Here is a 14,451-nt window from a genome sequence, read left to right as displayed (position 1 = left end):
TCACAGGGTCAGGGTAAAGCGCGATAGCAACGCCCCCGGCAGCGCCATAGACCCTGTCTGTCGGGCGCCATAGGTACCGCCAGGCAGCAACAGCTCAGGCTCGCGGGTCAGAGCCTCCAGTTGCGGGCCGAGGAAGTCGAACAGCGAATCATCGAAGCGCATGGTGCTGACCGGTGCCTGAATCTGTCCGTCCTCGACCCAGAAGGTGGCGAAGCGGGTCATGCCTGTCAGGCGCCCGGCCGGCAGGTCGGAGAAGTTGCCGTACCACAGGTTGCCGATATACAGCCCGGTGCCGAGGCGCTGCAGCACCTCGTGCTCATCCAGATCGCCGCCGTGCATGTGCAGTGACAACGGGTATTCGCCGCGTCCGGCACCGTTGGCGGTCAGGCCGTACTCGGCGGCGCTGCGCGAGCTGACCAGGCGCTCGCCGGGGCGACCCCGGTCGATCAGGCGCAGCGGCTGGCGTGGCCCTTCAGGCGTGAAGGCCGGAGCCAGACCGCCCTCGATGCGCTCGTCCACGGTCACCTGGGTGTTGAGTTCGGCCTTGCCGCCGAACAGCCGCTGCAAGGGGCTACCGACCGAGGCCAGCGCCTGTGCGCCGAAGCCCCAGCAGCACAGGCTGACCAGCTCCTCCAGCGCAGCCGGCGCCAGATAGGCACGGTAGGCACCTGGCTGCAAAACCTTGGCCGGGAGGCCGAGAAACACTAACTGCTGCCGCGCGTCATCGAGTTTGCGGATGAACGACTGGGCATCCCAGTGCTCGCCAGCATAGGCACTTTTCACCGCCTGGCCATTGCCATGGAACAGGCTGAATTCGAGGTTGAAGCTGCTGGCGGCATACCAGCCGAACGCGCCCCAGGAACTGGCGAAGCCCTGGTACTGCGGGCCGACGGAGAGAAAACCGACCAGATCCAGGCCCTGCGCTGCCGCAACCACCTGCTGCGCGATGGCCGCGCCGTCCAGCGCAACCGCTTCGCCCACCGACTCGCTGCGCCAGGCCTGACGATTCAGGCGCAGATACGGGTCGTCGCTCAGGGTTGGCAGCACACCACGCAGGCGCTGCAGCGCCTGCCGTAGCAGGGGCGCGTCTTCATCGAAGACCCCACTGAGCGCCAGCTTGCTTTCGGCATGGCGCAGGCCTTGGTATAGCGACAAGGTGACGTACACCTGCTGCACCTGCCCGGCCTGACGCACCTGCCCCTGGTTGAAGCGGATAAAGCTGGAGACCTCGGCGCCGTAGGCCAGGGTAAAGCCCTCCTCGCCCACGACTTGCGCCTGCAGATGCGCAAGCAATGCATTGAAATGCTGACGAGCATCCATCAGGCCGCCCCTCCGAAAACGTCGATATCGGCAAACACACAGGCCGGTGAGGCATGCCCGACACGGATCACCTGATTGGGTTCGCCCTTGCCGCAATAGGGCGTGCCCATCACCTCGAAGGTGCTGGCATCGCCGACCGCCTTGAGGTTGCGCCAGAAGCGCGAGCTGATGCCGCGGTAGTTGGGGTTCTTCACTACGCCCTTGAGTTCGCCGTTTTCGATCAACTGGCCCCACTCGCAGCCAAACTGGAATTTGTTGCGCGCATCGTCGATCGACCAGGAACGGTTGTTGCTCATCAGGATGCCGCGCTCGATGCCGCCGATCAGCTCGACCAGGGTCTGGTCACCGGGTTCCAGATTGAGATTGGCCATGCGGTCGATGGGCGGTCGATTCCAACTGCACGCGCGGCTGTTGGCCACACCCGGCAGCCCGCTGCGCCACTGCGACAGCGCACCGCCGAGCGGGCGCTGAAGGATGCCATCCTCAATCAGCAAACGGCGCTCGGCCGGTGCGCCATCGTCGTCATGGCGGTAGCTGGACAGCTCGCCCGGCACGCCGGGATCGAAGCTGACGTTGAGCAGCGGCGAGCCGTACTGGTAATGCCCGAAATCCTCCTGGCGAATGAAACTGGTGCCAGCGAAGTTGCGCTCGTCGCCGAGGATGCGATCCAACTCCAGCGGATGGCCGATGGACTCGTGGATCTGCAGGATCATCTGATCCGGCATCAGCAGCAGGTCACGCGAACCGCTCGGCGTGTTGGGCGCCAGCAACAGTTGCAGCGCCTCGTCGGCGATACGCGCGGCGCTGCCGATCACACCCAGTTGCGACAACACCTCGGCACCGCCCTGGCGCGCCAGGTGCGTGCCACCGAAGCTGCGGCTCTGGCTATCGCGCTCATCGCTGGCGGTGACGCCGATCTGCGGGAACACATAACGCTGGGCGCGGCGCAGGCAGGCACCGGCACTGTTGAGGTAGATCTGCTCGTGATCGGTGAAAGTCAGCCCGAGATGGCTGTCCACCAGGCGCGTATCGCGGGGAATCAGCGCCGACTCGGCCATCAGCAGCTCGAACCAGTGCGCGGCACTGGCCTGCGGCTGCTGGTAGCCAGGCATCACATCATCGGCCTGTTCGGCAGGCAGCGGTAGGTCACCGAGGTTCAACAGGTTATGCCCGGCCAGCGCGCGAGCCAACTGCTCCGCGCGCTCCAATGCTGCTTGCAAGCCGGCCTGACTGAGGTCGCTGGTAGCCGCATAGGCTTCGACACCGCCGATACGCACGGTGAGCATGGCGCCGGAATCATCGACGAAGGACGGCGCCTGCGCCACATGCCGCCGTACCGAGTAGGACGCCCTGGTCTCATGCACATGGCGCAGCGACCAGAAGTCTGCGGTGGATTGCAGCGCGGCGAAGCGGCGCTCGAGCGTATCGCTGAGAGCGAACATGGAGCCTCCCGAAAATGACGGTGGAGGCGGCCAGTATAACGCCGGGGGACAAGCCAGAACCCAGACGATGGCCGCCTGAGTCCTGGCTGGGGCGGTCAGCCCTGCAGGTAGACCACCTGGGTATGGGTGTACTCGTACAGGCCGTGCTTGCCATCAGCACCGCCGATGCCCGACTTGCGCACCCCGGCGTGGAAGCCCTGCATCGCCTCGAAGTTTTCGCGGTTGATATAGGTTTCGCCGAAGTCGATTTCGCGCATGGCGTGCATCGCCTTACTCAGGTCGCGGGTGTAGAGCGACGAGGTCAGGCCGTACTCGCAGTCGTTGGCCAGGGCGATGGCCTCGTCGAGGTCGTCGACGACCTGGATCGGCAGCACCGGGCCAAAGATTTCCTCGCGCATGATCGCCATGTCGGCGCGGCAGCCCGCCAGCACCGTGGGTTGGTAGTGGAAGCCCTGGCCGAGATCGGCCACGGCGCCGCCGGTCACCACCGTAGCGCCCTGCGCCTGGGCCTGGCGTACCTTGGCCGCGACCTTGTCCAGGCCTTCGCGGTTGATCAGCGGGCCCATCTCCACGTCCGGCTGGGCAATCGGGTCGCCGTAGCGGGTGGCAGCCATGGCCTTGGCGATGCGCTCGATGAATTGATCGGCCACGCCACGTTCGACGTAGACGCGCTCGGCGCAGTTGCACACCTGACCGGTGTTGATGATCCGCGAGTCGCGGATGGCGCGTACCGCCAGGTCGAGGTCGGCATCGGCCAGCACGATGGCCGGCGCCTTGCCACCCAGCTCCAGGTTGAGCTTGGTCAGGTGCGGGGCGGCGGCGGCCATGATGCGCTGGCCGGTTTCCACGCTGCCGGTGAAGCTGATCATGTCGGCCTGGCCATTGGCGGTCATACCAGCGCCGACGCGGCCATCACCGCTGACCACGTTGAACACGCCAGGCGGCAGGTCGGTTTGCGCCACCAGCTTGGCGAACTCGAAGCAGTTGTTCGGCGTTTCCTCGCTGGGTTTGATCACGATGGTGTTGCCGGTGATCAACGCCGGCGCCATCTTGCGGGCGATGAGGAAGAACGGGAAGTTCCACGGCAGGATGCCGGCGACCACGCCCAGCGGCTTGCGCAGCAGGAAGATCTGCTCGTTGACGCGGTCGCTGCTGATCACCTCGCCTTCGATGCGGCGTGCCCACTCGGCCATATAGTCGAGGTAGTCAGCAGTGAAATTCGCTTCCACCTCGGCCAGGGCGTTGATCTTGCCCTGCTCCAGGGTGATGGTGCGCGCCAGCGTCGGCGCGTTGGCACGGATCAGTTGGGCGATCTGGCGCAGGTAGCCGGCGCGCTCGATGGCCGGTTTGCGCGCCCAGGTTTTCTGCGCGGCGCGAGCGGCGGCGAAGGCCTGGTCGAGGTCTTCGCTGCTGGAGGCTGGGATCTTGGCCAGCAACTCGCCGTTCGCCGGATTGAAGACGTCGATGTGTTCGCTACTGGCAGTGAAGCGGCCGTTGATGTAGTTCTGGTAGAAGGTGACGGACATTACGATTTCCTGTCTGAATGAGTGTTAGGTGAACTACGGAACTCAATAGGTTCGCGATGTGCTGACCGGGCTGCCGAGATCTTTGTATTTCGCCAGGTTGGCCAGCGCGGCCTGTCGCATCAGGCTGATGTCAATGCCTACGGCGATGAAGCTGCAGCCCCAGTCGCGATAACGTCGGGCGTCCTCCTCGCGGGGCGCGAGAATGCCGGAAACCTTGCCGGCGGCCAGGGTGGCGTCGATTGCGCGGCGAATACAGGCCTGCACCTCGGGTTGGCTGGCATCGCCGGCATGGCCAAGACTGGTCGACAGATCCGCCGGGCCGACAAATACCGCATCAATGCCCTCGACCGCCGCGATGGCTTCGGCGTTCTCCACGCCGGCGCGGGATTCAACCTGCACGATCAGGCATAGCTGTTCGTGCGCCGTTTTCAGGTAGTCGCTGACGCCATCCCAGCGCGTGGCCCGGGTCAGCCCACCGCCGACACCGCGAATGCCATGGGGCGGGTAACGTGTGGCGCGCACCAGGGCGCGCGCTTGCTCGGCGCTTTCCACCATTGGGATCATCAGCGTCTGCACGCCGATGTCGAGCAGTTGCTTGATCAGCGTCTGGTCATCATTGACGGCGCGCACGATGGGCGCACAGCGATAAGGCGCTACCGCCTGAAGCTGCGCTTGCAGCGCCGGTAGCGTATTGGGCGCGTGCTCGCCATCTATGAGCATCCAGTCGTAATCGAAGCTGGCAACTATCTCGGCGGCATAGCCGCTGGCGAAGCCGGCCCAGATACCATATTGGGTCTGGCCGCTACGCAGGCCGGCCTTGAAGGGGTTTTTCGGCAGTTGCATGAGACCTCCTTATTGCAGATTGACGAATAGCCCGCCGTCGACCAGCAGCGAGGCGCCGGTGACATAGCGGGCCATGTCCGAGGCCAGGAAGACCGCCGGTCCTGCCAGGTCTTCTGGCGCGCCGAGGCGCCCGAGCGCGGTGCGCTGCTCCATGTAGCGACGCTTATCCAGATCGGCCAGGTCATCGGCATTGATATCGGTCGCAATGGTGCCGGGCAGCAACGCGTTGCAGCGAATGCCGTAGGGGCCAAGGGCCACCGCGCAGGACTGCATCAGCGACAGCAGGCCGGCCTTGGTCGGCGTGTAATGGGTCTGCATGGCGCCACCGACCAGTGCACTGATCGAACTGACGGCTATGATCGAGCCACCGCGGCCTTGCTTCTTCATCTGGTTGGCAGCCGCCTGCACGGCGAAGTAGGCACCGTTGAGGTTGGTATCGACGGTTTTCTGATACAGCTCGCGGGGCATATCGAGGAAGCTGTGAAAAGGGCAGATGCCAGCGTTGTTAATGAATACGTCGACACTGCCGAACGCGTTTACGGCGGCGATAACCAAGCGCTCGCCGGTATCCGGATCCGCTGCATCGCTGCCCACCTCGATGGCCTGGCCGCCGTCACTGCGGATTTCATCCAGCAGGCTGGCGGCAGCGTCGCTGCCGGTGCTACTGCCGCTATGGCCGATGACGACCCGGCCGCCCTGTCGGGCGCACTCACGGGCGATGGCGCGACCAATACCGCGCGATGCGCCAGTGACGATAACTGTCTTGTTTTCCAGCAGCATGAGACTGCCCTCCTATTCAAGTACCAAGATAATTGCCGTAGCCAACCAGGGTTATCGCGCCGAGGATTACCGCGATGCCGCCCAACAACAGGCGCTGGGTACGAGCGCTGGTGCCCTTCCATTCACCCAGGTAAAGCCCCCAGGCATTGGATACGACGATGATGAAGGACATGTGCAGAACCCAGGAGCTGGCATCGTTGCCCAGCCGGCTCTCGCCCATGCCGTAGAAGAAGAACTGCAGGAACCACAAGCTGCCGGCCGTCGCGCAGAGCAGGTAATTGCGCAGCAACGGTGTGCTGCGGTTGCGGTAGTCGCCCCAGGTGCCGTTACGCCAGTTCAGCCACAGGCACCACAGCGCATTGGTGGTCAGACCGCCCCACATGATGACCATGAAGGTCAGATTGTTCTGGAACAGCGGGTTGCTGCCCGCCGCGACCGCCGCCTCGGCGAGCGGCCTGCCTGCGGAAATGCCGTAGCTGAAGCAGGCGCTGAGGACGCCGGAAACCAGTGCGGCAATCGCCCCCTTGGCAATGGAGAACTCCGCCACGCTCTGTTGCTTGTCCTGCGTGGTGATTTCGCCCTCCTTGCGCAGCCCGGCGCGCCCGCAGAAAGCGATGCCGAATAGCGAGATCGCCACCCCAGCCAGCACCCAATAGCCACCGGCGCTCTGCAGCATGGCCGTCAGCGTGCCGTGCTGGGCGTCGGTGAACAGATCGCGATAGATCGGCGGTGCCAGCGCCCCCAGCGCCGAGGTCAGCGCCATGATGATCGACATGCCTAGCGACAGGCCCAGATAGCGCATGGTCAGGCCGAAGGTCAGGCCGCCAATGCCCCACAGCACGCCGAACACATAAGTCCACAGCAGGGTAACCGGATCGGCTCCGGTAAGGATTGCCAGGAAGCCGGGAATGGTCAGCAGGCAGGCCAGCAGCGGCGCCACCAGCCAGGAGACCAGGCCGCCGACTATCCAGTAGCTTTCCCAGGCCCATCCGCGTACCCCTTTATAGGGGATGTAAAAGCTGCCAGAGGCAGCACTGCCGATGAAGTGCAGGAGCACTCCCAGAGCGATGATTTCCACGTGAAGTCCCTTATTGTCATTGTCATGGGTGCGTTGCGGGGTGAATCAGGTGCCTGCGCGCAAAGAGAAAACGGTCTGCAGATCGGTGCATACCGGTGAGTGGTCAGGGTTGCTGTGCATGATGTCGGCCATGTAGGCCCACCAACGCTGCATCACCGGCAGTTGCGGCAGCTCCTCCAGACGATGCGGCTCGGAGTGATGCATAACGGCGAACAGCGCGTGATCGGTTTCGTCCAAGTAGATGTGGTAGTCCTCCACACCCGCATCGAGTAATGCCGTGCGCAGTTCAGGCCAGAGTTCATCGTGGCGTTGCCGGTATAGCTCGGCGCAGCCGGGGAACAACTTCATGCGAAAGACGCGGGTTGCCATTCAGGCACTCCTATCAGTTAAAGGGTCGGTTTGCGCTCGGCAGCAACCGGGTAGATACGCAAGGCATTGCCGAACAGCACCTGCTCCTGCACCGCATAAGGCAGCTGCGCCAAGTAGTCGCTGGCAAGCTGGAGAATCTGTGGGTAGCTGCCGAGGCGCACACTGTTCGGCCAATCGCTGCCGAACAGGATTCGCTCGCCACCGAACAGTTGCCACAAGCGGTCGAGCCGCTCGCGATAGTCGTCAATGGCGAAGGACGCACCATTGGCCGATGGCTGAGCGATTGCCGACAACTTCATCGACACCTGCGGGCGCGTGGCCAGCTCGCCCAGTGCGCGCCAGAAACGCTCAGCCTCAGCCGGCGCGTATTCGGCACTGGGCAGGTGATCGATGATCAGCGCCAGCTCCGGCACCCGGTCAGTCAACGCCAGCAGCGCTTCGATCAGGGCATAGTCCGGGTTGGCACTGTCCAGCGTGCGGCCACTGGCAGCCAAACGCTGCAGATCGGCGATAAACCGTGGGTTATCCAGCTGCTGCTGCAGATCGCGCTCCCACAGGTTGCCGTAGCGGGTGCCGAGAAACAGCGGTTCAGCCAGGTACTCGTCGAGCAACGCCGCACAGCCGGTTTCGCCGAGCGGCAGGTTACCGACGAAACCGAGCATCTGCGGATGCGCCCGCACCGCCTCGCACAGCCAGTGGTTATCGTCCGCCCAGGGGCTGGCCTCGACCGCAATCGCCCAACCGATACCCTGATCGGCTGCCGCCGCAAACAGATGCGACGCCAGCGTGGTGCGGTGGATCGGCGCGTCCGTAGGCGGCCACGGCACGCCCTGCGGGCGCACCGGGTCGAACAGATGGACGTGCGAGTCGAGAACCAACCCCTGGTAACTGTGCATACCAATCCTTCTTCAACAGAGCGCTACGCTCCTCAGTGGGTGTAAGGTCGATGCAGGGCGCACGCAGGGTTCAGGTCAACCCCGAAACCAGGTTTATCCAGACGCGAGAGGCGCATACGACCGCCCTCAGGCACAGGCTCGCCGAGCAATTGCGGGTGGAACATCGGCACCACCTCGTCAGCCTTCGGTGCCATCATCAGGAACTCGGCGAACGGGCTGTTGGTGCGCGTGGCGACGAAGTGGTAGCTGTACACCGAAGAGCCGTGGGGCACGACCATGACGTTGTGCGCATCGGCCAGCGCCGAGATTTTCTGCAGTTCTGTGATGCCACCACACCAGCCGACATCGGGCTGGATGATGTCGCAGCAGCCCATTTCCAGCAGCATGCGGAAGCCCCAGCGTGTGGCTTCGTGCTCGCCGGTGGTCACCAGCATGCCCGCCGGTACGTTCTTGCGCAGGTCGCGGTAGCCCCAGTAGTCATCCGGCGGCAGCGCCTCCTCGATCCACTTCAGGCCGAACTCGGCTGCACCGTGGGCCAGGCGCGTGGCGTAGTTGAGGTCCAGGCTCATCCAGCAGTCGAGCATCAGCCAAAAGTCCTTGCCGACCCGCTCACGCATGGTCGCCAGCTCTTCGAGGTTCTTGCGCAGGCCTTCCTCGCCCTCGGCCGGGCCGTGATGCAGCGGCAGCTTGCCGCCGATGAAGCCCATTTCCTTGGCCAGATCGGGGCGCGCGCCGGTGGCGTAGAACTGCAGTTCGTCGCGCACCGCACCACCGAGCAACTGGTGCACAGGCTCCTGGCGCACCTTGCCAAGCAGATCCCAGAGCGCCAGGTCGACACCGGAGATGGTGTTGATCACCAGCCCCTTGCGCCCGTAGTACATGGTCGAGTTGAACATCTGATCCCAGATCTTCTCGATGTCGGTGACCTTGGCGCCTTCAATGAAGCGCGCCAGGTGCTTCTCGACGATATAGGCGGCCGGCTCACCGCCGGTGGTCACGGCAAAGCCGACGTTGCCGGCGCTGTCTTCGATCTCCACCACCAGCGTGCCGAGCACGTTGATGCCGAAGCTGCGGCGGCTCTGGCGGTACTCGGGATACTTGCTCATGGGCGTGCAGATATGGTCGTCGATCCAGTGGCCATCGCCCTGGTCGTGGTAATCGGCGCCACCACCACGCAGGGTGAAGGCACGCACTTGTTTGATCGTCGGGACACTCATGACATTGCTCCTTGATTCGATTCAGTGAGAGGTGGCGGGCTTGTGCAGCGGCTGCGCGCCGGGAAGGCGAAAAACCAGAACCATCAGCGCCGCCAATACCGTTGTGGCGGACAGCAGGTAAAGGCCGGCTGCCGGCGAGGCCGCTGCGGTTTCGGCCCAGTTCTTGAGGATCGGCGCGATAAAGCCGCCAAGCGCGCCGCAGGAATTGATCAGGGCGATACCGCCTGCGGCAGCACCACCGGCCAGGTAGCTCGATGGCAGCGTCCAGAAGATCGGCTGCACAGCGATGAAACCGGCGGCGGCGAAGCACAGCGCCAGCACGCCCACCAGAGGGCTGGATACGCTCACCGACAGAGCGATGCCGGCCGCCGACATCAGCAGGGTCAGGCAGGCGGTGCGTTGACGCAGGCCGGTGCGATCGGACCAGGCGGGAATAAGCCAGGCTGCGAACAACGCGCAGACCCAGGGAATGGCGCTGACCAGGCCGACCATGAAACCGACCTTGCTGCCCATCAACCCGGCCACCTGGCTGGGCAGGTAGAACACCACGCCATACACACTGGCCTGAATCAGCAGGTAGATGGCGCACAGATAGAGCACCGTCGGCTGCACCAGAACGGCGAGCAGGTTCTGCCCGTGGGACTGCTTGTCACGATCCTCGGCACTAATCACAGCCTGCAGCGTCTGGCGCTCCTCGGCGCTCAGCCACTGGGCATCGGCCGGTCTGTTGTCCAGGTACCAGTAGGCCCAGACGCCAACCACTGCCGCCATCAGGCCCTCGACCAGGAACATCCATTGCCAGCCGTGCAGCCCGGCGAAGCCGTCGAACTCCAGCAACAGGCCGGACAGCGGCGCGCCGAAGATGAAGGCCAGCGGGGCGCCGAAGTAGAAGAAGCCCATGGCCTTGCCGCGCGACGCCGAGGGGAACCACTGGGTGAGATAGTAGATGACGCCAGGGAAGAAGCCGGCTTCGGCCACGCCGAGCAGGAAACGCAAGGTGTAGAAGGTCGTCTCGTTGTGGGCGAACATCATCGCCGCCGAGAGCAGGCCCCAGGTGACCATGATCCGGCACATCCAGATGCGCGCACCGACCTTGTGCATGATCAGGTTGCTCGGCACTTCGAGCAGGGCGTAACCGACGAAGAAGATGCCGGCCCCGAAGGCGAAGGCAGCATCGCTGATGCCGGTGTCGGCCTGGAACGCCAGCTTGGCGAAACCGACGTTGGCGCGGTCGAGAAACGCGAGGATGTACATCAACAGCAGAAACGGAAGCAGACGCCAGGAAACCTTGGCGATCAGAGCAGCAGGTACGTTGTTCACGGCAGCATTCCTCTTGGAATTATTGTGCACTGCGTGTGCTGGCGACTGGCGCCAGGATCAGAACTCGGGCTTCAGCTGAATTTAGCGCCTGAGCGACGAGTGGATGGAGGATGGCTGCCGGTAGACGGCGGATGGATGGCGAGCATGGAAACCTCGAGCTGTTGTTTTTGTTGCGTCGACTCTAACGGCGGCTACCGATGCACGACCAATCGAATCTCGCTTAACATCGATAATCAAAAGGTATCGATGGAGCCTCCCATGCACTCGCCCCACAGCCCGCGCAACCTGTTCAACCGCTTGCGCTACAAGCACCTGCACATGCTGGTCGCGCTGGGTTCCAGCCAGAACCTGCACCGCGCCTCGCAGATCCTGAACATGTCGCAGCCGGCGGCCACCCGCATGCTGCATGAGATCGAGGAGATGTTCGGTTGCGAGCTGTTCGAGCGCCTGCCACGTGGCATGCGCCCGACTGCGCTGGGCCGGCAGTTGCTGCAGTTCGCCGAGACGGCGCTCAATGGTTTGAACCGCTGCGCCGAGGATCTCAGCGCACGCCAGCAGGGCGGCTATGGCTACCTGACCATCGGCACCATCATGGGCGCGGCGCCGCGCCTGGTGATGAACACCATCGCCGAGATCAAGGCGCTGCAACCGCAACTGCGCATTCGCATCACCGGCGACACCAGCGACCAGATCATCCGCTCGCTGGAACAGGGCAAGATCGACCTCGCCGTGGCGCGGCGCAATGCGGCCATGGACAGCCAGCACTACGCCTTCGAAGCCCTGGGCAATGAACGCCTGCTGCTGGTGGTGCGCAAGGGCCACCCGCTGCTTAGACGCCGACGTCTGACCCTGGAGGAACTGGTCGGCGCCTGGCCATGGATATTGCAGCCAGACTCCAGCCCGGCGCGCATCGCCTTCGATGGCGAGCTGGAACGCCTGGCCCTGCCGCAACCGGCCGACATCATCGAATGCGGCTCGGTATATGCCATGCAGCAACTGGTACAACTGACCAATGCGCTGATGGTGCTCTCGGAAACCGCTCTGAGCGATTACCTGAAGATGGGCCTGATCCGCGCCCTGCCGCTTGAGCTCGAAGAGCGCATGGCGCCCTTCGGCCTGCTCTGGCGCCAAGGTGAAAAACCGACCCAGGCGCAGAGCACCTTCATCGAACTGCTGCGCCGTCGGGCTGCCGAGTTGTGAGGGGCGTGCGCGGATATACCGAGAGCAGCCAACCAGAACTCAGAAGTCGACCGTAGCCGACAGTTTGAAGGTACGCGGCGAGCCCTGCGTCAGGTAGCCGCCATTGGCCGAGGCCCAGTAGTTCTTGTCGGCGACGTTCTCCAACAGCGCATTGAAGGTCACGACATTCTCGTCCAGGCGGGTCTTGTAGCGCGCACCCAGGTCGACCCGCGTCCAGGCCGGGATGCTGTAGTCGTTGGCGCTATCGACGAACTGCCCGCCAGTACGCAGCAGCAGGCCGTTGAGGCTCAGCCCCGGTACACTCGGCACGTCCCAGTCGGCCCCGACGTTGAACTGGAACTCGGGCACGCCGACAGCCTGGTTGCCATCGTTGCTGCCGCCTGCGGTACCGCGCAGCTCGGCTTCCGTCCAGGTCGCCCCACCGAGCAGACGCAAGCCACTCAACGGCTCGCCGAACAGGCTCAGCTCGACACCACGGTTGCGTTGCTCGGCATCCACTGCGTAGTAGCCATTACCATCGGTCACGCCCTGTGGCTGCTCGATGCGGAACAGGCTCAGGTTACCGCCGAAACGCCCCCAGTCGAGTTTCACCCCCGCTTCGGTCTGCTTGGAGCGATAAGGCGCGAACATCGTACCGCTGTTTTTAGCGCTATTGGGCGCGGTCGGCCCCTGCTGCAGCGCCTCAATGCGATTGGCATAGAGCGACAGGTAATCGGTGGCCCTGAACACCAGGCCGTAGGCCGGCGTGGTGATGCTTTCCTGGTAATTGGACGTACGCGCTCTGCTCGCCGCACTCCAGGCATCGGCGCCGATGGACTGGCGGCGTAGGCCGAGCGTCAGCAGCACACGATCATCAAAGAAGCCCAGGGTGTCAGAGACCGCCAGGCTCTTGTTCTGCACCTTGCCGGTGGTGTCCGGGTCATGCAGGTCGCCGGAGGGCTTGCTGGCCTTGGGTACGGAAACCGGCGAGCCGTCGTACAGATTGCCCTCCTCGCGATTGGCCGCACTGGTCGACTCGAAGGCGTTGCGTTTTTCCTGCCAGATGCCGTTGGCCGCCAGGTTGACCCTGTGGCTTACCGAGCCGCTCTGCAGCTCGCCGCGCAGGCCCGTGGCCAGGCTCAAGGTTTCCTGATCGAGCGGCGAATACAGCCGGCCGATGCGCGCCGCGCCATCGGCGCCGTACACGTAGTTGGAGGCATATACGCCGTTCTCCCGCGTGTACTTGCCACCGCCGCTGACGTAGGCCGTCCACGACGGCGACAGGTCGTACTCAGCGCTGAACATGCCGTAGGTGTCTTCAAGTTGCGACCAGCTCCAGGGTTGGGCGTAGTTGTGCTTGGAGTCCGGCGCGTCCGGCACCTTGCCATTGAGGGTGGACGTGCTCCCCGTGGTGGTCAGGTAGACCACCGAGCGTCCCTGGTTCACACGCTGCTTCTGGTAGCCGATGTCCGCGGCCAGGCGTAGGCGCTCACCGCGATAGTCCAGGGCCAGGGAAGCCAGACCGAAGCGTGAATGCTCATCGTCGACGCCCGTTTCCCCTTCACGTTGCGCCAGGTTCAGGCGCACACCGAAACGGTTGTCTTCGCCAAAACGCTGCCCCAGATCGAGATGACCACCCACCCGACTGTCGCTGGCATAGTCGAGGGTGAAGCGGCGTGTCGGGGTGTCCTCGGCACGCTTGGACACCACGTTGATCGCCCCACCGACACCACTGCCGCCAGGCGCGACGCCATTCAGGAAGGCATTGGCACCCTTGAACACCTCGACCCGCTCGACAGACTCGGTGGCAATGATCTGCCGTGGCAGTATCCCGTACAGGCCGTTGAAGGCGATGTCGTCGCTGTACAACTGGAAGCCGCGCACGACGAAGACCTGTGAGAAGTTGCCGAAGCCGTAGGACTGGCGCACGCCCGGATCGCTGGCCAGCACGTCAGCCAACGTCTGCGCCTGGCGCGTTTCGATCAGTTCGGAGGTGTAGCTGGAGAAGGCGAAGGGCACGTCCTGCATGTCCTGGTTGCCCAACAAACCGATATTGGCACCGCGTGCTACCTGATCACCGGCATAGTGGCTCGGCAGATCCGCACGATCATCAAGCCGACCGCTGACAGTGGTGGTGCCCAACTCCAGCACATCGCCGCTGGCGGGTGCGGGGATCAGCGTGACGGTGCCATCGCTGCCAATGCTGAACGTCAGCCCGCTGCCCTGCAGCAGCCGCTGCAACCCGTCGCTGACGGAATAGTCGCCCTTGAGCGCAGTGCCTCCACTCATGCCCCGAGTCAGGCTGGCGTCGTACAGCAGACGGATGCCCGCCTGCTCGGCAAAATCGGTTAACGCCGCATCCAGTGGCTGAGCCGGGATGTCGAGTTCGACGGCCTGCACCTGCGCGGCAACGAGGCCGAGTGAGAGTGCGATCAACGTCGGGATGAAGGGAATCGAACGCATGCGGATGTCCTGTGCTCT

Annotated in this window: 12 protein-coding genes; 1 reads left to right on the top strand and 11 read right to left on the bottom strand. The window is 64.0% G+C overall.

What is annotated here, in order from left to right:
- The 10 genes from ACODS1_RS11925 to ACODS1_RS11880 form a co-directional block, all read right to left on the bottom strand.
- Complete coding sequence (locus ACODS1_RS11925; protein ID WP_489085817.1) at positions 1 to 1,320, bottom strand: TldD/PmbA family protein; 1,320 nt, start codon at positions 1,318 to 1,320, stop codon at positions 1 to 3.
- Positions 1,320 to 2,762, bottom strand: coding sequence for a TldD/PmbA family protein (locus tag ACODS1_RS11920; protein ID WP_489085816.1), 1,443 nt, complete (start codon positions 2,760 to 2,762; stop codon positions 1,320 to 1,322). Before ACODS1_RS11920 ends, ACODS1_RS11925 begins: the two co-directional genes overlap by 1 nt.
- A 95-nt stretch (positions 2,763 to 2,857) precedes the next feature.
- On the bottom strand, positions 2,858 to 4,288 hold the full coding sequence (aldA, locus tag ACODS1_RS11915) for an aldehyde dehydrogenase (RefSeq protein ID WP_489085815.1): 1,431 nt from the start codon (positions 4,286 to 4,288) through the stop codon (positions 2,858 to 2,860).
- A gap of 42 nt (positions 4,289 to 4,330) precedes the next feature.
- Entirely contained in the window at positions 4,331 to 5,131 is an 801-nt protein-coding gene (locus ACODS1_RS11910) for an HpcH/HpaI aldolase family protein (RefSeq protein ID WP_489085814.1), read from the bottom strand.
- 9 nt (positions 5,132 to 5,140) lie between these two features.
- Positions 5,141 to 5,911: an L-rhamnose 1-dehydrogenase Lra1 gene (gene lra1 / locus ACODS1_RS11905; RefSeq protein WP_489085813.1), complete on the bottom strand. Its 771-nt coding sequence runs from the start codon at positions 5,909 to 5,911 to the stop codon at positions 5,141 to 5,143.
- A gap of 16 nt (positions 5,912 to 5,927) precedes the next feature.
- Positions 5,928 to 6,989: an L-rhamnose/proton symporter RhaT gene (rhaT, locus tag ACODS1_RS11900; protein ID WP_489085812.1), complete on the bottom strand. Its 1,062-nt coding sequence runs from the start codon at positions 6,987 to 6,989 to the stop codon at positions 5,928 to 5,930.
- Positions 6,990 to 7,034: 45 nt separating this feature from the next.
- Positions 7,035 to 7,358 carry an L-rhamnose mutarotase gene (gene rhaM / locus ACODS1_RS11895; protein ID WP_489085811.1) on the bottom strand — a complete coding sequence of 108 codons (324 nt, stop codon included), beginning with the start codon at positions 7,356 to 7,358 and terminating at the stop codon, positions 7,035 to 7,037.
- Positions 7,359 to 7,375: 17 nt separating this feature from the next.
- Positions 7,376 to 8,254, bottom strand: a complete 879-nt coding sequence (locus ACODS1_RS11890) for an amidohydrolase family protein (protein ID WP_489085810.1) — start codon at positions 8,252 to 8,254, stop codon at positions 7,376 to 7,378.
- Positions 8,255 to 8,286: 32 nt separating this feature from the next.
- Positions 8,287 to 9,471 (bottom strand): L-rhamnonate dehydratase, encoded by a 1,185-nt coding sequence (gene rhmD, locus ACODS1_RS11885; RefSeq protein WP_489085809.1) that lies wholly within the window; start codon positions 9,469 to 9,471, stop codon positions 8,287 to 8,289.
- A 21-nt stretch (positions 9,472 to 9,492) separates the two neighbouring features.
- Entirely contained in the window at positions 9,493 to 10,791 is a 1,299-nt protein-coding gene (locus tag ACODS1_RS11880) for an MFS transporter (protein ID WP_489085808.1), read from the bottom strand.
- A gap of 258 nt (positions 10,792 to 11,049) precedes the next feature.
- Here ACODS1_RS11880 and ACODS1_RS11875 point away from each other — a divergent pair, with 258 nt between their 5' ends.
- Positions 11,050 to 11,991: a LysR family transcriptional regulator gene (locus ACODS1_RS11875; RefSeq protein WP_489085807.1), complete on the top strand. Its 942-nt coding sequence runs from the start codon at positions 11,050 to 11,052 to the stop codon at positions 11,989 to 11,991.
- 39 nt (positions 11,992 to 12,030) lie between these two features.
- Here the strand turns inward: ACODS1_RS11875 and ACODS1_RS11870 are convergent, their stop codons facing one another.
- Positions 12,031 to 14,433, bottom strand: a complete 2,403-nt coding sequence (locus ACODS1_RS11870) for a TonB-dependent siderophore receptor (protein ID WP_489085806.1) — start codon at positions 14,431 to 14,433, stop codon at positions 12,031 to 12,033.
- Positions 14,434 to 14,451 lie beyond the last annotated feature (18 nt).

It is taken from the genome of Pseudomonas sp. FG29 (genome assembly GCF_057809355.1).
This window is presented reverse-complemented; position numbering and strand designations above follow the sequence as displayed.

Bases quoted from the DNA above. Each gene is read 5' to 3' on its own strand.
- ACODS1_RS11910 (WP_489085814.1), bottom strand. From the start codon at position 5,131: ATGCAACTGCCGAAAAACCCCTTCAAGGCCGGCCTGCGTAGCGGCCAG.
- aldA (WP_489085815.1), bottom strand. From the start codon at position 4,288: ATGTCCGTCACCTTCTACCAGAACTACATCAACGGCCGCTTCACTGCC.
- lra1 (WP_489085813.1), bottom strand. From the start codon at position 5,911: ATGCTGCTGGAAAACAAGACAGTTATCGTCACTGGCGCATCGCGCGGT.
- ACODS1_RS11875 (WP_489085807.1), top strand. From the start codon at position 11,050: ATGCACTCGCCCCACAGCCCGCGCAACCTGTTCAACCGCTTGCGCTAC.
- ACODS1_RS11920 (WP_489085816.1), bottom strand. From the start codon at position 2,762: ATGTTCGCTCTCAGCGATACGCTCGAGCGCCGCTTCGCCGCGCTGCAA.
- ACODS1_RS11890 (WP_489085810.1), bottom strand. From the start codon at position 8,254: ATGCACAGTTACCAGGGGTTGGTTCTCGACTCGCACGTCCATCTGTTC.
- rhmD (WP_489085809.1), bottom strand. From the start codon at position 9,471: ATGAGTGTCCCGACGATCAAACAAGTGCGTGCCTTCACCCTGCGTGGT.
- ACODS1_RS11925 (WP_489085817.1), bottom strand. From the start codon at position 1,320: ATGGATGCTCGTCAGCATTTCAATGCATTGCTTGCGCATCTGCAGGCG.
- ACODS1_RS11870 (WP_489085806.1), bottom strand. From the start codon at position 14,433: ATGCGTTCGATTCCCTTCATCCCGACGTTGATCGCACTCTCACTCGGC.
- rhaM (WP_489085811.1), bottom strand. From the start codon at position 7,358: ATGGCAACCCGCGTCTTTCGCATGAAGTTGTTCCCCGGCTGCGCCGAG.